The organism is Methylobacterium sp. JK268 (genome assembly GCF_054052225.1).
The window spans coordinates 52,972-70,786 of the sequence record NZ_JBSVZN010000016.1 but is presented as its reverse complement, the minus strand read 5'-3'; the positions used below and the strand labels follow the sequence as shown (position 1 = coordinate 70,786).

Sequence of the window (17,815 nt, the reverse complement as noted above, 5' to 3'; positions counted from 1 at the left end):
CCGCCTCTCGGACCGCGGGCACCCGCCCGAGGGAACCGCGCCCGCCCTCGGACGTTTCACGCGCGAGAGACCGTCCGGACGCGGTACCCCGTCCGTTCCGATCGTCGTCCGGCCCGCTGCGCCGTGAGGCCGCGCGATCGCGGCCGCCCTCCCGGGGAGGTTGCCCGATGCCGTCGAACCTCGTTGCGTGCGATCCGGGATCGCCGGGTCCGCCGCCGGTCCTCGCCGATCCCGCCGCAATCCTGTTGGCGACGCACCTCTCTCCCGCCGAGAAGCGGGCCACCCTGGCCGCGTGGGCGTCGGACGCGCATGCGGTCGAGTCCGATCCCGCCCTGCGCTGGCCGCCCGGAACCGCCGGGCCGATGCGGATCGACGCGATCCTCTCGACCCTCCGGCGGCTCGATCGTGCGGTGCATGGATCGCCCCCGCGGCCGCCGACGGTCTCAGTGCGTCACCGGCTTCACCGGTCCTTGCGGACGAACGCGTGGTCGGACTGGCGGCGAAAACCACACAATCCGTGGTGAGGACACTGCGAGACTGGTGCGCGATCCCCTCCCCGAGGTGCTACCCTGCGCACACTTATCGATAGCCGGCTTATCGAATGACCATGCCCGGGATGCGCGACACTCCTCATGCTGAGGTGCCGCGCAGCGGCCTCGAAGCACCCCAGAACGCTCATCCAAGAGAAAAGGTGCCTTGGACGAAACGCTCTGGGGTGCTTCGAGGCTCGCTCCGCTCGCACCTCAGCATGAGGAGGTGGTTTTATTGCCGCTTATCGAGTATTGTGCTCTATTTTGAGTTCTTGTTGGCGTATTAAGTCTCGTTGTCTTCCAGATATTCGTACGAGAATTTGTCTCACAATGTCGATCAGGCCGTTCGGGCACACTCGCGGATCGGACCTAACGCGCGACTCGGACACTTCGCGGCGGCTTCATCTCTCGTACTGACGGAGATCGATTTTTCGGACTTGTGGGCACACGGGAGCCCGAGCGGGAGAGAGGACCCCCGCAGCATGACCTCCGAAGCGGGTGGTCTCCAAATCTCGCAGCAACGGGGATGCCGTGCGAGAGCGTTCGGCTCAGGCCTCCCGCACCGCCCGCCACACCGCCGCCGCGGCCGCGAGGTCCTCGACCGCGGCTCCGACCGACTTGAACACCGTGATCTCCTCGGGTGAACCGCGTCCGCCCACGCGGCCGCAGCAGAGATCCGCGAGGTCGCCGAGCACCGCCTCCGGCGGGATCGCCCCGGCGGCGAGCGCCGCCGCCACATCTCCGCCCTTCACCAGCGCGTCGCGGGTGTCGACGTAGATCCGGCCGCGCCGCAGCGCCTCGTCATCCGCCTCGCGCATCGCCATCGAGAAGGCGCCGACGAGATCGAGGTGGCTGCCGGGCGCGAGCCACGCGCCGCGCACCAGGGGCGTCTCCGACAAGGTCGCGCAGGAGATGAGGTCGGCCGCCCGTGCGCCCGCCTCCAGATCGTCCACGGCGCGCACCGGGAGTCCCTCGGCGGCGAGGTCGGCGGCGAGGCGGCGCGCCGTCTCGGGCCGCCGGTTCCAGACCGCGACGTCGCGCAGCGGCAGAGCCGCCGCGTGGGCGCGGATCAGGTAGGGCGCGAGCGCGCCGGCCCCGACCATCAGCAGGCGGGACGCGTCGCGGCGCGCGAGGGAGCGGGCCGCGAGCGCGGAGGCCCCGGCCGTCCGCCACAGCGTCAGGCGCGCCGCGTCGATCAGCGCGAGGGGCCGGCCCGTCGCGCGCTCGCTCAGCAGCACCCCGCCCTGAGACGTGGCGAGCCCGCGGGCGGCGTTTCCGGGATGGAGCGTCAGCACCTTGACGGCGATGTGCTCCGCGTCCCAGGCGGGCATCAGGAACAGGGTGGCGTCGCCAAACGTGTCCGGGAGGGTGTGCACGTGGCGGGGCGGCGCGGTGGCCTGACCCCGGAACACATCGGCCAGCGCCTCCGTCACCCGGTCCGGCGTCAGCGCGGCGTCGACCTCGTCGGCGGAGACGATCCTCACGCGGTCAGGCGCGGGCGGTCGGCGCGGGAAGCGCCCGGTTCGCCGCGACCCGCAGCCGCTCGCTCTCCGCGCGCAGGCGCTCGACCTCGCGGGCCTTGGCGCGGCGGTCTCGGCGCACCTGCCCCTCGCCGAGCCAGGCCCCGCAGCCGCCCACCAGGATGCCGAGCGCGACGGCCGCGAAGAGCAGCGCGTAGAGCGGCACGGTCAGGCTGAAGACCGGCGCCCCCTCGGTGAAGGGGTCGAAGGACAGGGTCACCGGCTGCCGGTTCGCCACCGCGAGCAGCACGACGACGACGGCGACGGGCAGGAGGATCAGGCCCTTGAGGAAGCGGATCATGGCGCGCTCCGGAATGGCGGGAGAGGTCGGGTGGCGGGGACGGGCCGGATCAGGAGACCTCCGCCGGCTCGCGCTGGTCCGCCCCGATGCCGGCGGCGTTCAGGCGCAGGCGCATCTCCTTGCCGGTCTTGAAGACCGGAATCGCCTTCTCGGCAACGGACACGGTCGCGCCGGTGCGCGGGTTGCGGCCCCGCCGCGCCTCGCGCCGCTTCACCGAGAAGGCGCCGAACCCGCGCAGCTCGACCCGGTCGCCCCGGGCGAGGGCATCCGCGATCGCGTCCAGGATGGCGTTCACGATGTTCTCGACGTCGCGCTGGTAGAGATGCGGGTTCTGCTCGGCGATTCGGAGGACGAGCTCGGACTTGATCATCGGGGATGCGGCCTCGGGCAGGAAGCGGGGTGGCCCGCGCAGCCGCGAACGGCGCACGGACCCGGCGGGCAGAAGGTCACGGCGTGGCGGCGGTGCCCGGCCGCCACAGGGCGAGCAGCCCACCCTGGGCCAGCCCGGCGGCGTCCTCCGAGGTCTGGCGCAGGCGCGCCGCCACGTCCTCCAGGCCGAACAGCGAGGCGGCGGCGAACAGGTCGAAGCCGCGGCCGTCGCGCGGCTTCCAGTCCCGGATGGGCAGGTCCTTGGCCACGTGGCGCTCGCGCTCCAGCCATTCCACGGCCTGGCGCTCGTTCCCGGTCTCGTCCACGAGCTTGAGACCGACGCCCTGGCGACCGCTGAACACGCGCCCGTCCGAGACCGCCGCCAGTTCGGCCGGCGACATCCCGCGGCGGTCGGCCACCAGGGTCTTGAACCACGCGTAGGTGTCGCCGACGATCGCCTGCAGGGCGGCCCGGGCCTCGGGCGAGGTCGGGTGGAAGCCGCTCGGCTCGGCCTTGAGCGGCGAGGACTTCACCTCCTCGACGCGCACCCCGACCTTGTCGAGGAGGCCCGAGAGATCCGGGTACTGGAACAGCACGCCGATCGAGCCGACCAGCGAGGTCTCGCGGGCGACGATGTGGTCGGCGGCGAGCGCCGTGATGTAGGCGCCCGAGGCGGCCGTGCCGTCCACGAAGGCCACGACCGGCTTCTTCTCGGCGAGCTGGCGCAGGTTGCGGAAGATCTCCTCCGACCCGGTGGTGGTGCCGCCCGGCGAGTTGATCGAGACGATCACGCCCGCGACCGCCGAGGATTCGCCCACGCGCCGCATCAGGTCGCGGGTCTTGTCGCTCCCGGCGATGAAGCCGTCGACCGTGATTCGGGCGATCTGCGGCGTGATGGCCGCGAAGGCCCCCCTGCCCCCGGAGGCCCTCCAGCCCAGGGCCGCCACGGCGACGATCAGCGCGCCGACCCCGATGACGCGCCAGACGGAGAGCTTCCGGCGCAACGCGCGCCGGTCGAGGAGGTGTTCGGCATCGATGGCCATGCGGCGCCCGTATCCTTCGTCGCTACACGGAGGAGCCGCACAAGTCCTTGGCGCGCCTCGCTCCCGCGGCGCAGTTCTACCCCCGGCCGTCGCGCAGCGGCAAGAGCGGGATGCGGTCGATCCCGCCCGCGCCGCCGCGCCGCGGCCCGGCTCAGAAGTCGCGCTGCACCCGCATGCGGACCTGGAACGCGTCGGCCTGCTTGGTGGTCGCCACCGGTTGGCCGGCCGCGTTGACAGGCACGCCGTTGGCGATGCGGGCGACGCTCTGGCCCGGGGACTTGTTCAGGTCGACCACCCGCCCGTCGAGGATGTTCACCTGGGTGTAGAGTCCCTCGATGCCGATATCGAGGTCCTGCACCGGCGACCAGATGATGTTGGTGCCGATGATGAACTCGCTGTTGTCGCGCAGGACGCCGCTATACGCGAAGGCGGCCGGGCTGGTCACCGGGTTGCCGAGGCCGTTGAAGTTGAACAGCGCGAGGTTGGTGCGCGCCCCCTTCGGGAAGGTGATCTCGCCGTAGCTGCCGAACAGGGCGGAGCGCCACTCCGGCGTCCAGTAATGCAGGTAGCTGCCCATGACCGTCCAGGCGGTCGACAGTTCGAAGCGGCCGTTGAACGGGTTGAGCACGGCGTCGGCGAAGTATTGCGAGAAGGGCGCGCCCTGGATGTTGCCGGCGGCGATCGAGGGGGCGTAGGAACCGGTGTAGAAGGAGTAGCCGGTGTAGTTCTGCGCGCCCTCGGCGTAGGAACCTTCGAGGTAGAGCGCGTCGCCCTTGGCGATCATCGGCAGGTTGACCTTGACGCCGCCCTGGACCGCCCAGCCGTAGGCGGTCTGCGGCCGCGGCGCGTTCACGGTGGCCGCATTCGGCGTCGTCCCGTCGAAGAAGGCCGCCGAGGAGATGTTGCCGCCATTGACCTCGTGCACGGCCGCGGCGAGCTGGGCCGAGCCCCAGGAGCCGTCGTAGCGGAGCACGCCGACGAAATCGGGCAGGCGCGAGCGCTGGATCACGTCCTGGAAGGCGAGGCCGACCGGGCGGCCGAAGGCGTCGACCGCGATGGTCGGCGAGAGGTTGGTGCCCGCGACGGCGGTGGAACCGAACAGCGGCGTCTTGCGGAAGTTCGGGTCTTCCAACGAGATCGTGGCGGAGAAGCCCTCCCCGAACGTCCCCGTATAGGCGAGGAGGTTGGTCGAGCCGAGTTCCGACCCGGCCGAGGCGCCGATGATCTCGAAATCGTGGGCGTAGAAGTCGAAGAAGGACGAGGCGCGACCCGCGGTGAGGCCCGCGAACTGCACGAAGGCCTTGTCGACGTTCACGTATTGCTGGACGCGGCCCGCCGTGTCGATGCCGGTCGCCGCGAAGGCGTTGGCGATGCGCTCCTGCGTGCCCGAGCGGAGGAAGGCGCCGGTGCGGCTAGCGATCTCGAAGCGCACGAAGGCGCGCAGGGTGCCGTAGCCGGTCTGGCTGCGCGCATCGAGGTTCAGCCGGCCGAGGCCCCGGAACTGCGACAGGTCGCCGTTGCCGGCCGAGCGCGCGTAGTTGCGGGCGTAGCCGGCCTCGAGGCGAGCGCGGCCGCCGACGCGCAGGCAGGTGTCGGTGCCCGGGATGTAGAAGAAGCCGGCGCCGTAGGCCGAGCAGATCCGCACGTACTCGACGGGTGCGGCCTTCTTGACCGGCAGGTCCGCGGCCTGCGCGGCCACCGTCGCGAGCCCGGCGGCGGAGGCCAGGAGCAGGGATTTCGTGGACACCATCGCACCCTCGTGGACTGACGCGGGGCCGGTGACGGCCCGTTCGGGACATCTCCCACCCCGAAAGCGTGGCCATGGCAAGGGAGACCGACGCGCAACGCAGGGAAAGCAGGTCTTTCACGACGCGGTGTGGCGATCATGTCAGCATTCGCGGAGCCGCCGCACGTATAAAGCAGTGAGTGGTCGGCTTATTTTACAGTTCGATGACATTCCTCGCCCGGTGCGTCGCGCCAACCGTCCCGCCGCCCGGCCCGGCGGGCCGCGGCGGGACCCGGTTGCCGTTGTACGTATTTTGTTCTAGCACGCGGGTTGGCGGGAGGCACATCCGCTCCCATCTTCGCCGACGAAGCACCGGTTCCGCATTCGCCGGGACCCTCCGACGATCCCCTGTCCCGGCTGCCCTGCGAGCCTCCCGATGGCCCCTCTCGACACGCTTTTCGACCGTGCGGCGGAGGGCCGCGTGATCGCGGTGCGCGGCGCGCGCGAGCACAACCTCAAGAACGTCGACCTCGTCATCCCGCGCGACAAGCTGGTGGTGTTCACCGGTCTGTCGGGATCGGGCAAGTCGTCGCTCGCCTTCGACACCATCTACGCCGAAGGCCAGCGCCGCTACGTCGAGTCCCTGTCGGCTTACGCACGGCAGTTCCTGGAGATGATGGCGAAGCCCGACGTCGACCAGATCGACGGGCTGTCGCCGGCCATCTCGATCGAGCAGAAGACAACGTCGAAGAACCCGCGCTCGACGGTGGGCACCGTCACCGAGATCTACGATTACATGCGCCTGCTGTGGGCGCGGGTCGGCATCCCCTACTCGCCCGCCACCGGCCTGCCGATCGAGAGCCAGACCGTCTCGCAGATGGTCGACCGGGTGCTGGCCCTGCCGGAGAAGACCCGCGCCTACCTGCTCGCCCCGGTGGTGCGCGGGCGCAAGGGCGAGTACCGCAAGGAGATCGCCGAGTATCAGCAGAAGGGCTTCCAGCGCCTGCGCATCGACGGCACCTACTACGCGATCGACGACGTGCCGAAGCTCGACAAGAAGCTCAAGCACGACATCGACGTGGTGGTGGACCGGATCGTCGTGCGGCCCGACATGGCGGCGCGGCTGGCCGATTCCTTCGAGACCGCGCTCGACCTCGCGGACGGCATCGCCGTGCTCGAACTCGCGGACGCGCCGGAGGGCGGCGAGCCCGAGCGCATCGTGTTCTCGTCGCGCTTCGCCTGCCCGGTCTCCGGCTTCACCATCCCGGAGATCGAGCCGCGCCTGTTCTCGTTCAACAATCCGTTCGGCGCCTGCCCGGCCTGCGGCGGGATCGGGCACGAGATGCGGATCGACCCGACCCTGGTCATCGCCGACGAGGCGCTGAGCCTCGAACGGGGCGCCATCGCGCCCTGGGCGAAGTCGACCTCGCCCTATTACGGCCAGACCCTCGACGCGCTCGCCCGCCACTACCGGTTCCGCACCGACGTGCCCTGGAGCAAGCTGACGGCGGCGGCGCGCCAGGTGGTGCTGTTCGGCTCCGACGGGGACGCGATCCGCTTCTCCTACAATGACGGGCTGCGCGCCTACGACGTGACCAAGCCCTTCGAGGGGGTGGTGCCGAACCTGGAGCGCCGCTACCGCGAGACGGAGAGCGACCAGGCCCGTGAGGAGATCGGGCGGTTCATGGCCGAGACGCCCTGCCAGGCCTGCGGCGGCAAGCGGCTCAAGCCGGAGGCGCTCGCGGTCAAGGTCGCGATGCGCGACGTGGCCGAGGTTGCCGGTCTCGCGGTGCGCGATGCGCATGCCTGGTTCACCGCCCTGCCCGAGCAGCTCAGCGCCAAGCAGAACGAGATCGCGGTGCGGATCCTGAAGGAGATCCGGGACCGCCTCACCTTCCTGGTCGATGTCGGGCTCGAATACCTCACGCTGGCGCGCAACTCGGGCTCGCTCTCGGGCGGCGAGAGCCAGCGCATCCGCCTCGCCTCGCAGATCGGCTCGGGCCTGACCGGTGTCCTCTACGTGCTCGACGAGCCCTCGATCGGCCTGCACCAGCGCGACAACGAGCGGCTGCTCGGCACCCTGAAGCGGCTGCGCGACCTCGGCAACTCGGTGATCGTCGTCGAGCACGACGAGGACGCGATCCTGCAGGCCGATTACGTGGTCGATGTCGGGCCGGGCGCCGGCATCCACGGCGGCGAGATCGTGGCGCAGGGCACCCCGGAGCAACTCCTCGCCAACCCGAACTCGCTCACCGCCAAGTACCTGACCGGGGAACTCGCCGTGCGCATGCCGGCCTCCCGGCGCAAGATCCGCAAGGACAAGGTGCTGCGGCTGGTCGGCGCGCGCGGCAACAACCTGAAGGACGTGACCGCCGAGATCCCGCTCGGCACCTTCACCTGCGTGACCGGCGTCTCGGGCGGCGGCAAGTCGACGCTCGTGATCGACACGCTCTACAAGGCGGTGGCCCGCAAGCTCAACGGCGCCGTCGAACACCCCTCCCCGTTCGAGCGCCTGGAGGGGCTGGAATTCCTCGATAAGGTCATCGACATCGACCAGTCGCCGATCGGCCGCACGCCGCGCTCGAACCCGGCCACCTATATCGGCGCCTTCACGCCGATCCGCGACTGGTTCGCCGGCCTGCCCGAGGCCAAGGCCCGCGGCTACCAGCCGGGACGCTTCTCCTTCAACGTGAAGGGCGGGCGCTGCGAGGCCTGCTCGGGCGACGGCGTCATCAAGATCGAGATGCACTTCCTGCCCGACGTCTACGTGACCTGCGACGTCTGCAAGGGCAAGCGCTACGACCGCGAGACCCTGGAGGTGAAGTACCGCGAACGCTCGATCGCGGACGTCCTCGACATGACCGTCGAGGAGGCGGCGGACCTGTTCAAGGCGGTGCCGGCCATCCGCGACAAGCTCGAGACCCTGGCGCGGGTCGGGCTCGGCTACGTGCGCGTGGGCCAGCAGGCGACCACCCTGTCGGGCGGCGAGGCGCAGCGGGTGAAGCTCTCGAAGGAACTCTCGAAGCGCGCCACCGGCCGCACCCTCTACATCCTCGACGAGCCGACCACGGGGCTGCACTTCCACGACGTCGCCAAGCTGATGGAAGTGCTCCACGAACTCGTCGACCAGGGCAACACCGTGGTGGTGATCGAGCACAACCTCGAAGTCATCAAGACCGCCGACTGGGTGATCGACATGGGCCCGGAGGGCGGCGACGGGGGCGGCACGATCGTGGCCCAGGGCACGCCGGAGGGGATCGCCCGCGCCAAGGCGAGCCACACGGGCCGCTTCCTGCGCGAGGTGCTGGCCCGCCGCCCCCTGCGCGCGGGCAAGCTGGCGGCCGAGTGAGCCGCCCCGCCCGCGGCTGAGCGCGAGCCGCCGCCCCCGCGTCCCGGCCCGATCCCCGGTTGCCCCGGCGCGGGATCGCCGCCGCGGCGCCACGGCGTTCGGCTCAGTTCGCCGCGAAACGACGCCGAAAGCCGACAGGTTGTACCAAAGTACGCCGCTGTTTCCGAAGGCTTCCGTCCGTTTTCCGGCATTCGACCGCTGCCTTCGATAGTCGAACTCCGGCGGGCCTGTGACGCAATTGCGACTTTTCCGCAACGCTTGCCGTGCAAGTGCCTTCGCGGCGGGCATTTCGCTGGCTTTCCGAGCGTGGCTGTAGAAAACTGACCGTGTTCAGACTGTGTCGCGACCGAAGCGGGTCAGGCGAAGCAGCGACGGCAGAACCCTGCATCAAAAGCAGGTGGCGCCGCCGTTCGGCTCACCTTGGCCCAGAGTTCAGTCAGCAGCGACGGGAAGGAAACTGTAATGGTCAAGCATTGGCTCGCCGCGGGGGCGGCTGCTCTCTCTTTGGGCTTCACGGCGACCGGCGCGTTCGCGCAGACGACAACGGTGCCGGGTGAGCAGGTCGGTCTGGCGGTCGGCGCGCCGCTGCCGGAAGGCGTCTACGCGATCAACACCTTCCTGTATCGGCAGACGCCCGACGCCGGACCGGGCGCACTGCCGGTCGATGTCGGCGTCAACATTCCGGTCCTGGTGTGGTCGACCCCGGTCGTCCTCGGCGGCGGCCGCGTCGAACTGGCCCTGGCGCCCCCCACCGTGTTCGCGTTCGGCAAGAACGGCGGCCCGGCCGGCATCCGCGACCTCTCGATCAACGTCGGCACCTTCGTCGGCGCGATCTGGGCCTTCGATCTCGGCAACAACTTCGGCGTCAGCCTGCTCGGCGGTTCCTACCTGAACGAGCTCAACGGCGACCGCGGCGTGCTGGTGAACAACGCCGGTAACTTCGTGGCCGCCCCGGTCCTTCCCCAGCTCGCGTCGAACACCTACCGCTTCGGAATCGCCGGCAGCTACACCGGAGACGGCTGGAACCTGACCGCCAACCTGACGGCGAACATCTACGACTCGCCGGCCAAGTTCCCGGGCGTCAACACGGTTGGCTTCGGCAACACCCGCGGCCCCTTCGTGATCTCCGACTCGCTGAACCTCGACCTCACGGCGACGAAGAAGTTCGGCAAGTTCGAGATCGGTGCGATCGGCTACGGCACCTACAACTTCGACACGAGCCTCCGCAGCGTCGCGGCGCTGGCCAACGGTGGTCCCGGCCGCGGCCGGTTCGCCCTCGGCGGCCTGATCGGCTACGATTTCGGCTTCGCCACGGCGCAGATCTACGTCGCCCGCGACGTCGTGACGGCCGTGCCGCGCGGCGAGAACACGGAAGTGTGGGGCCGCATCGTGGTGCCGCTCTACACCGCGGCCGCCGCCCCGGCTCCGGCCCCGGCGCCGATCATCCGCAAGTACTGATCGCGACTTCGGCGCCGCGACTTCGGCGCCGCGACCCCGGCGCCGCGGCGCCGGACCGCACCGTCAGCCCGCCCGGCTCCGCCAGGCGGGCTTTCGCATGCGCGCCCCTGACCCGCTGTTGCTCAGCCGGGCGCGACCTATCTCCGGCGGATGGCGGGATGCGGGATCCCGCGGGAGGAGAAGGCGGGATGGCGGCGTCGGGCGACTGGAAGATCCCCCTCGCGGCGCAGCCGCGGCCCGCCGACTACGCCTACGACCTCGACCGCACCCTCTCGGCGGTGGTGTCCCTCTCCGCCCGGGTGCCGGACGAGGCCTTCACGGCGGAGTCCCTCGGGACCGAGCGGGCCGGCAACGGCGTGCTGATCGGCGCGGACGGGTTGGTGCTCACCATCGGCTACCTCGTCACCGAGGCGCAGACAGTGTGGCTGACGACGCAGGACGGGCGCAGCGTCCAGGGCCACGTGGTCGGGTTCGACGCTGCCACGGGCTTCGGGCTCGTGCAGGCGCTGGGGCGGCTCGACCTGCCGGTGCTGCCGCTGGGCCGCTCCGGCGACCTGAGCGTCGGCGACGCGGCCGTGGTCGCCGGGGCGGGGGGTCGTACGCGGGCGGTGGCGGCACGGGTGGTGGCCCGGCAGAGCTTCGCGGGCTACTGGGAGTACGTGCTCGACGACGCGATCTTCACCGCGCCCTCGCACCCGCACTGGGGCGGGGCCGGCCTGATCGGACCCCGGGGCGACCTCCTCGGCATCGGCTCGCTGCAGCTCCAGCAGAGCGGCGGCGAGGCCCGCGCGATCAACATGGTCGTGCCGATCGACCTGCTGACGCCGATCCTGACCGACCTGACCACGCGGGGACGGGCGGCGCGTCCACCGCGGCCGTGGCTCGGGCTCTACGCCACGGAGATCGACCAGGAGGTCGTGGTGATGGGCCTCGCCAGCCGCGGACCCGCCGCGGCGGCGGACCTGCGGGCCGGGGACGCCCTGGTGGAGGTGGCGGGAAGGGGCGTCGCGGATCTCGGGGAGTTCTTCCGGCGGGTCTGGGCCCTCGGCGAGGCCGGCGTGCCCGTGCCGCTGACGATCCGGCGCGACGGCCGCACCCTCGCCGTCACCGTGCAATCCGCCGATCGCGAGCGCTTCCTCGTGGCGCCCCGGCTGCACTGACCGGGCCGGGGCGCCGGGCGGGCGCGCCGTCTTCGCGTCCGCAGCATGCAGGAATCGGCCGGGAACGCCCGGATTCCCATGCCTTCCAAGCGTGCAGAGCATTGGGTTGACGAATTCCTACCCACTCCATGCCGTTCGCGCATATCTGGGCTACGAACCTTCGACTCCTCATGCGGTGCCGCGACGCCATATGTTGCGTTGCAACACAATGAGGCAGCGCTGCCGACACTTTCGGCTTTGTCTGCCCATCAAGGGGTCAATTCCATGTTCCTGTCGTTCCTCCTCTCGAAGGTCCGCACCTATCTCCGCTACCGGGAGACGGTGGTCGAGCTGTCGCGCCTGTCGGACCGCGAGCTCGACGATCTCGGCATCAGCCGGTCCGAGATCCAGGGCATCGCCCGCGTCCACGCGGCCTGATCTTCGGTCCTGACCGGTCCGAAATCTGCGCGCCCGCCCTCCCGGCGGGCGTTCGCGTCTCCGGCACCCGCGTTGATTCGAGCGGGTGCGATCCGCTATTCCGGGGCATGTCCGGATCCTCCCCCATCCACGTCGTCGGCGGCGGCCTCGCCGGTTCCGAAGCCGCCTGGCAGATCGCCGAGGCGGGCCTGCCGGTGGTGCTGCACGAGATGCGCCCGCTGCGCGCGACCGAGGCCCACCGCACCGACGGCCTCGCCGAGCTCGTCTGCTCGAACTCCTTCCGCTCGGACGACGCCGCCCTCAACGCGGTCGGCCTGCTCCACCAGGAGATGCGCCGCCTCGGCTCGCTGATCATGCGGGCCGGCGACGCCCACCAGGTGCCGGCCGGCGGCGCCCTCGCGGTCGACCGCGAGGGCTTCTCGCGGGCCGTCACCGCCGCCCTGGAGGCGCATCCGCGGGTGACGATCCTGCGCGAGGAGATCGACGGCCTGCCGCCCGCCTCCTGGGAGAGCGTGATCCTGGCCACCGGCCCGCTCACCGCGCCCGGCCTCGCCGAGGGCATCCGCGGCCTGACGGGAGCGGACGCGCTGGCCTTCTTCGACGCGATCGCCCCGATCGTGCACCGCGAGTCCATCGACATGGGTGTCGCGTGGTTCCAGTCGCGCTACGACAAGGCGGGGCCGGGCGGGACGGGGGCGGATTACATCAACTGCCCGATGGACCGGGCGCAGTACGAGGCGTTCGTGGCGGCGCTCGTCGCCGGCGAGACCACCTCCTTCAAGGAGTGGGAGGCCTCGACACCCTACTTCGACGGCTGCCTGCCGATCGAGGTGATGGCCGAGCGCGGTCCCGAGACCCTGCGGCACGGTCCGATGAAGCCCTTCGGGCTCACGAACCCGCACAACCCGACGGTGAAGGCCTACGCCATCGTCCAGCTGCGCCAGGACAATGCCCTGGGCACGCTCTACAACATGGTGGGGTTCCAGACGAAGCTGCGCCACGCCGAGCAGGTGCGGGTCTTCCGCACCATCCCGGGCCTGGAGAAGGCCGAGTTCGCCCGGCTCGGCGGCCTTCACCGCAACACCTACCTCGATTCCCCCCGCCTGCTGGACGCGACGCTGCGTTTGCGGGCGGAGCCGCGCCTGCGCTTCGCCGGCCAGATCACCGGCTGCGAGGGCTACGTCGAGAGCGCCGCGGTCGGGCTGATGGCGGGCCGCTTCGCCGCCGCGGAGCGCCAGGGGCACGCCCTCGCCCCCCTGCCCCCGACCACCGCGCTCGGCGCCCTCATCGCGCACATCACCGGCGGCCATCTCGGCGTCGAGGAGGCGGGCGCGCCGCGCTCGTTCCAGCCGATGAATGTCAATTTCGGCCTGTTTCCGCCCCTCGACCACGCCCCGAAGGCTCCCGATGGGCGGCGGCTGCGTGGTCCCGAGAAGGCGCAGGCCAAGAAGCGCGCCCTCACCGACCGGGCGCGGGCCGACCTCGCCGCCTGGCTCGGCGAGCCGGGGCTCCCGGCCGCGGCGGAGTGAGGCGCGCGGGCCGCCGTCGACCCGCGCGAGGGGCTCATTCGGCCGGACCGAGCGCGCGTCTCGCGTCGGTGTGCGTGAGGCCGTAGAACGCGACGGCCGATGCCAGGACGACGGCACCGAACATCGCCGCCACGCCGAGCACGCGGACGAAGCCCCCGCTCTCGTGGAGCAGCGCGATCATCGGGACGACGAAGCCGCTCACCGTGAAGCCGAGGAAGTAGCGCACGCTGAACGCCTTCGAGCGGTAGGCCGGCGGGACGTACCTCGCCACCATCGCGTCGTTGATGACCACCTGGCCGTAGATGGCGGCCATCGTCAGGACGAGGCCGAGGAGCAGAGGCACGCCGGAGGACAGCGCCGCGATCGCGAGGCCGATCGGCTGCAGCGCCGCGAGGGCGAGGTACAGGGTCGGGATGGGGAAGCGATCGATCAGGCGGCCCATCAGCAGCTGGGTCAGCGCGCCGAACACGAACACCGTGGTGGCGACCGATCCGATCGCGGCGAGCGACAGCGTCGCGCCGAGGCGCTCGTCGATGACCTTCGGGAGCGCGATGGTGGCGATGTTGAAGGTCAGCCCGCCCGCGACGACCGAGCACGCGAACACGATCAGCAGGGGCACGGGCCGGGCGACCGGAATCACGGCCGCCTTCCCGGCCCCGCGACCGGCGCCGTCGCCGTCGCCCGGAACGAGCCGCAGGAACGCCAGCCCGCACGCGACGCAGACGAGGCCCGGGACGACGAAGGCGATCCTCCAGCCGAACCAGGCCGCCAGGAGGGCCGTGACTCCCGAGGCGCTGGCCGCACCCAGGTTCCCCCAGACTCCGTTGACGCCCAGGTCGTGCCCGAGGCGGCGGGCGTGGGTGACCAGCATGGCCGATCCCACCGGGTGGTAGATCGCCGAGGCGAGGCCGAGGACGGCGAGCCACGCGGCGAAGGCCGTCGGAGTCGAGGCGCTCGCGACGCCGAAGCACGATCCGCCGTAGCCGAGGAAGAACACGGCGAGCATGTTGCGGCGGCCGAAGCGGTCGGCGAGCCAGCCCATCGGCAGCGAGCACAGGCCGAACGCCACGAACGCGCCGGTCGCGAGCCCGATCAGCTCGCCGTAGCTCAGGCTCGACTGCGCCGCGATGGCGATGACCGCGGTCGGGTAGATGAGCAGGATGAAGTGGTCGAGGGCGTGGGCGACGTTCACGAAGCGAACGGTGCGCCGCGACAGGGTGTCGGCATCCATGGGCGGGCCTCTCCGGGACGGGCCCCGCACTCTAGGTGACCCGTTGGACGCCGTGGGGCCAAAGGTATATGCGAACGGGCCAATGACGGATGCCGCGCGCTCGACCAAAGCCGAGGATTACCAGCACGTCCCGCGCGCCGTCGCGGTGATGCCGAAGGCGTTCGCGGCGGGCAGCACCACCGGCCGGCACGCGCATCACCGGGCGCAACTGCTCTACGCCGTCACCGGGCTGATGACCGCCACCGCCGACGTCGGGACGTGGGTGATCCCGGACGCTCACGCGCTCTGGATCCCGCCCGGCCTGCCGCACCTCGTGACCATGCACGGCCCGGTCGCGATGTGCAGCGCCTACCTCGCCGCGAAGGCGGTCGCGGACGTCGCCCCGGGCGCGCGGGTCATCAAGGTCTCGACGCTCCTCGCCGCCCTGCTCGCGGCGCTGGCCGAGGAGCCGCTCCTGTACGACGAGGCCGGGCGCGGCGGCCATCTCGCGGCCCTGGTGCTGGACGAGATCCGGCGCGCGCCCGCGACGCCGCTGACCCTCCCCCTTCCGAGCGACCGCCGCCTGAGGCGGGCCTGTCTCCGCTTGATCGAGGAGCCGTCGGCCGACCTCGACCTCGATGCCTGGGCCGACCAGGCCGGCGTCAGCCGGAGAACCTTCACGCGCGGGTTCCGCGCGGAGACCGGGATGAGCTTCGGCGCCTGGCGCGCCCGCGCCCGCATCGTGCGCGCCCTGACGCTCGGCGCCGAGGGGAGGGATCCCCGGCAGGTCGCCGCCGCCGTCGGCTACAGGAGTGCCCAGGCGCTGAGGTCGCGGATGCGTCGGACGCTGGGCGGAGCCGGCGGCCCCTGAGCCGATGGGTGCCGCGTTGGCGCGGCAACGATCGGCACCGAGTCCATCGCCCGGCTGGCCGGGTGCTGAGCTCCGCGCTCGCGCTCGGCATCGGCAGCCGTCCGGGCGCGCCCTACCGCCGCGCCGCCCGCCACAGCCGCAGCACGCGGCGCCAGCGCGGCATCTCGATCACGCTCCGCAGGGGATCGTAGCCCGGCCGCTCCATGGCGCGCAGGTAGGGATCGACCAGCGCCACCGGCAGGAAGGCGGCCTTGGCCGGGCCGGAGATGGTCCCGAGAGCCTTCGCGCAGGCATTGAGGTGCCGCCGGGCGAGCGCCCGCAGGTCCGCGCAGGCCCCCTCCAGCCCCGGCCCGCCGCGTCCCGTCACGATGTCCTCGCGGGTGACCCCGTGGCGGCCCAGCAGGTCGGCCGGCAGGTAGACCTGTCCCCGCCGCGCGTGCCAGGGGAGCGAGCGCAGCAGCCCGGTCACCGCGTAGGCGACGCCCGCGTGACCGGCCGCCGCGGCGCCCCCCGGATCGGCGCCGTCGGCCAGGACGAGGCTCCCGAGACGGATCAGGCTCGACGCGGTCTCGCCGCAATAGCCCTCGAGGTCCCCCGTCGTGGGCATCGGATCGTCGTAGAGGTCGAAGACGCGGGCATCGACCAGCGCGACCAGGGGCTGGCGCGGCAGGCGGTGGCGCACCAGCGTGTCGTCGAGGGCGGCCGCGACCGGGTGGGCGCGGACGTCGCCGCGGGCCTCGCCCTGCAGGGCGTCGCGCCACCATTGCAGGCGCAACTCTCCGGGCATCGGGTTCGACACCGCGTCGCGCACCCGGGCGACCTCCAGGCTGAACGCCGCCAGCGCGAGGAGATGCGGGCGCTTCTCCGCGGGGGCGAACAGGGCCGCCACGTAGCGGTCGGGATCGCCCTCGCGGACCCGTTCCTCGCAATGCGCGTAGGCGAAGGCGAGGTCGCGGCTCGGCGTCTCGGCGCTCATCGGCTCCTCAGGGCACCGCGATCAGGGCCGCCGCGACCTTGCGGTTCTCCGCCGCCAGGATGTTGTAGGTGCGCGCCGCCGCCCCGGTCTGCATCACGTCGAGGCCGATCCCGGCGGCCCGCAGGCGCTGGCGCAGCGCCTCGGCCAGGAAGGTGATCTCCGCGCCCGTGCCGATCAGCAGCATGTCGATCGCATCCGCCTCCGCCAGCACGGGGGCGAGGCTCGCCGCGTCGATCCCGGCGGCCTCGGTCACCGCCCAGGCCTGGATGCCGGAGGGCAGCGCCAGGATGGAGCCGCGATGCGACATCTCCGCGAAGCGGAAGCCGCCCGCCCCGTAGGCGTCGATGAGGTGGCGGCCCGGGACGAAGCCCTCGCGCGGGCGCTCGGCCCCGCTCACTCGGCCGCCTGCGGCAGGGCCGCGGTGTCCCGTCCGGTCGCGCGATGCCCGCCGCCGGCCTGCAGGCCGATGTAGATCAGGAAGGGCGAGGAGATGAAGATCGCCGAGTAGGTGCAGATCAGCACGCCGATCAGCATCACCACCGAGAAGCCCTTGATCGCCTCGCCGCCGAACAGCACCAGCGCCACCAGCGACAGGCCGGTCGAGGTCGCGGTCATCACAGTGCGCGACATGGTCGAATTGATCGAGAGGTTGAGCAGTTCCTCGGTCGGCATGGTCTTGTAGCGCCGCATCAGCTCGCGGGTGCGGTCGAACACCACCACCGTTTCGTTGAGCGAGTAGCCCACGATGGTCAGGATGGCGGCGATCGAGGTCATGTTGAACTCGATCCGCGAGATCACGAAGACGCCGACGGTGAGCACGATGTCGTGCAGCGTGCCGACGATCGCGCCGAGCGCCAGTTCGCGCTCGAACCGGAACCACAGGTAGAGCAGCACCGCCACGACCGAGAGGACGACGCCGACGGTACCTGACTGCACCAGCTCGCCCGAGACCCGGGGGCCGACGGTCTCGACGCGATCGAAGACGTAATCCTTATCGAAGGCGTCGTGAGCCTTCTGCATCACCGTGGTCTGGCCGCCCTCGCCGCCGCGCTGGAGCGGGAAGCGGATCGAGATCGCGCCCTGATTGCCGAATTCCTGCACCTCGGTCTCGCCGAAGCCGAAGCCGTTGGCGGTGTGGCGGACCGCCGCCACGTCCGACTGTCCGGCCTTCGGGCGCAGCTCGATCAGCGTGCCGCCCTTGAAGTCGATGCCGAAATTCAGCCCGATCGTGAGGAACAGCACCAGCGTCCCCACCGACATCAGCGCCGAGAGCGGGAAGCTGAAGCGCCGCAGGCGCATGAAGTCGAAGTGGGACTGGTCGGGCCAGAGGCGGAGGAGGCGCATCGCGGGTCTCGG

Annotated in this window: 16 protein-coding genes; 7 read left to right on the top strand and 9 right to left on the bottom strand. The window is 71.3% G+C overall.

The genetic code is table 11. The features are described 5' to 3' along the window. The first annotated feature begins 167 nt into the window (after positions 1-167). Entirely contained in the window at positions 168-524 is a 357-nt protein-coding gene (locus ACW9J6_RS18765) for a hypothetical protein (RefSeq protein WP_457118022.1), read from the top strand. A 554-nt stretch (positions 525-1,078) separates the two neighbouring features. On the opposite strand, the gene lhpI is transcribed toward ACW9J6_RS18765, so the two are convergent. The 5 genes from lhpI to ACW9J6_RS18740 all read right to left on the bottom strand — a co-directional run bounded on the left by lhpI (position 1,079) and on the right by ACW9J6_RS18740 (position 5,513). After that, positions 1,079-2,014, bottom strand: a complete 936-nt coding sequence (gene lhpI / locus ACW9J6_RS18760; protein WP_457118021.1) for a bifunctional Delta(1)-pyrroline-2-carboxylate/Delta(1)-piperideine-2-carboxylate reductase — start codon at positions 2,012-2,014, stop codon at positions 1,079-1,081. Positions 2,015-2,018: 4 nt separating this feature from the next. After that, a complete protein-coding gene (locus ACW9J6_RS18755) occupies positions 2,019-2,351 on the bottom strand; it encodes a LapA family protein (protein WP_457118020.1) in 333 nt (110 codons plus the stop codon). A gap of 49 nt (positions 2,352-2,400) precedes the next feature. Beyond that, positions 2,401-2,721: an integration host factor subunit beta gene (locus tag ACW9J6_RS18750; protein ID WP_457118019.1), complete on the bottom strand. Its 321-nt coding sequence runs from the start codon at positions 2,719-2,721 to the stop codon at positions 2,401-2,403. Between the two features lie 76 nt (positions 2,722-2,797). Then, positions 2,798-3,763, bottom strand: a complete 966-nt coding sequence (sppA, locus tag ACW9J6_RS18745) for a signal peptide peptidase SppA (RefSeq protein ID WP_457118018.1) — start codon at positions 3,761-3,763, stop codon at positions 2,798-2,800. A 151-nt stretch (positions 3,764-3,914) separates the two neighbouring features. After that, on the bottom strand, positions 3,915-5,513 hold the full coding sequence (locus ACW9J6_RS18740; RefSeq protein ID WP_457118017.1) for a porin: 1,599 nt from the start codon (positions 5,511-5,513) through the stop codon (positions 3,915-3,917). Positions 5,514-5,925: 412 nt separating this feature from the next. On the opposite strand from ACW9J6_RS18740, the gene uvrA reads away from it, so the two are divergent. The 5 genes from uvrA (at position 5,926) to trmFO (ending at position 13,402) form a co-directional block, all read left to right on the top strand. Further along, positions 5,926-8,838 carry an excinuclease ABC subunit UvrA gene (uvrA, locus tag ACW9J6_RS18735; protein WP_457118016.1) on the top strand — a complete coding sequence of 971 codons (2,913 nt, stop codon included), beginning with the start codon at positions 5,926-5,928 and terminating at the stop codon, positions 8,836-8,838. A 462-nt stretch (positions 8,839-9,300) separates the two neighbouring features. Beyond that, positions 9,301-10,296, top strand: coding sequence for a transporter (locus tag ACW9J6_RS18730; RefSeq protein ID WP_457118015.1), 996 nt, complete (start codon positions 9,301-9,303; stop codon positions 10,294-10,296). Between the two features lie 188 nt (positions 10,297-10,484). After that, complete coding sequence (locus ACW9J6_RS18725; RefSeq protein ID WP_457118014.1) at positions 10,485-11,456, top strand: S1C family serine protease; 972 nt, start codon at positions 10,485-10,487, stop codon at positions 11,454-11,456. A gap of 264 nt (positions 11,457-11,720) precedes the next feature. Continuing rightward, the gene (locus tag ACW9J6_RS18720) at positions 11,721-11,873 is read left to right on the top strand and encodes a DUF1127 domain-containing protein (RefSeq protein ID WP_457118013.1); all 153 of its coding nucleotides are present in this window, start codon (positions 11,721-11,723) and stop codon (positions 11,871-11,873) included. A 107-nt stretch (positions 11,874-11,980) separates the two neighbouring features. Further along, a complete protein-coding gene (gene trmFO / locus ACW9J6_RS18715; RefSeq protein WP_457118012.1) occupies positions 11,981-13,402 on the top strand; it encodes a methylenetetrahydrofolate--tRNA-(uracil(54)-C(5))-methyltransferase (FADH(2)-oxidizing) TrmFO in 1,422 nt (473 codons plus the stop codon). Between the two features lie 34 nt (positions 13,403-13,436). Here trmFO and ACW9J6_RS18710 read toward each other — a convergent pair whose 3' ends face one another. Next, positions 13,437-14,633, bottom strand: coding sequence for an MFS transporter (locus ACW9J6_RS18710; protein WP_457118011.1), 1,197 nt, complete (start codon positions 14,631-14,633; stop codon positions 13,437-13,439). Between the two features lie 82 nt (positions 14,634-14,715). Here ACW9J6_RS18710 and ACW9J6_RS18705 point away from each other — a divergent pair, with 82 nt between their 5' ends. After that, positions 14,716-15,483: an AraC family transcriptional regulator gene (locus tag ACW9J6_RS18705; protein WP_457118010.1), complete on the top strand. Its 768-nt coding sequence runs from the start codon at positions 14,716-14,718 to the stop codon at positions 15,481-15,483. A gap of 112 nt (positions 15,484-15,595) precedes the next feature. Here the strand turns inward: ACW9J6_RS18705 and ACW9J6_RS18700 are convergent, their stop codons facing one another. From ACW9J6_RS18700 to secF, 3 genes are read right to left on the bottom strand one after another with little or no spacing between them, the layout of a single operon-like run. Further along, positions 15,596-16,459: a phytoene/squalene synthase family protein gene (locus ACW9J6_RS18700; RefSeq protein WP_457118009.1), complete on the bottom strand. Its 864-nt coding sequence runs from the start codon at positions 16,457-16,459 to the stop codon at positions 15,596-15,598. 7 nt (positions 16,460-16,466) lie between these two features. After that, positions 16,467-16,856, bottom strand: a complete 390-nt coding sequence (locus tag ACW9J6_RS18695) for an Mth938-like domain-containing protein (RefSeq protein ID WP_457118008.1) — start codon at positions 16,854-16,856, stop codon at positions 16,467-16,469. Beyond that, the gene (gene secF / locus ACW9J6_RS18690) at positions 16,853-17,803 is read right to left on the bottom strand and encodes a protein translocase subunit SecF (protein ID WP_457118007.1); all 951 of its coding nucleotides are present in this window, start codon (positions 17,801-17,803) and stop codon (positions 16,853-16,855) included. Before secF ends, ACW9J6_RS18695 begins: the two co-directional genes overlap by 4 nt. Between the last annotated feature and the right edge of the window lie 12 nt (positions 17,804-17,815).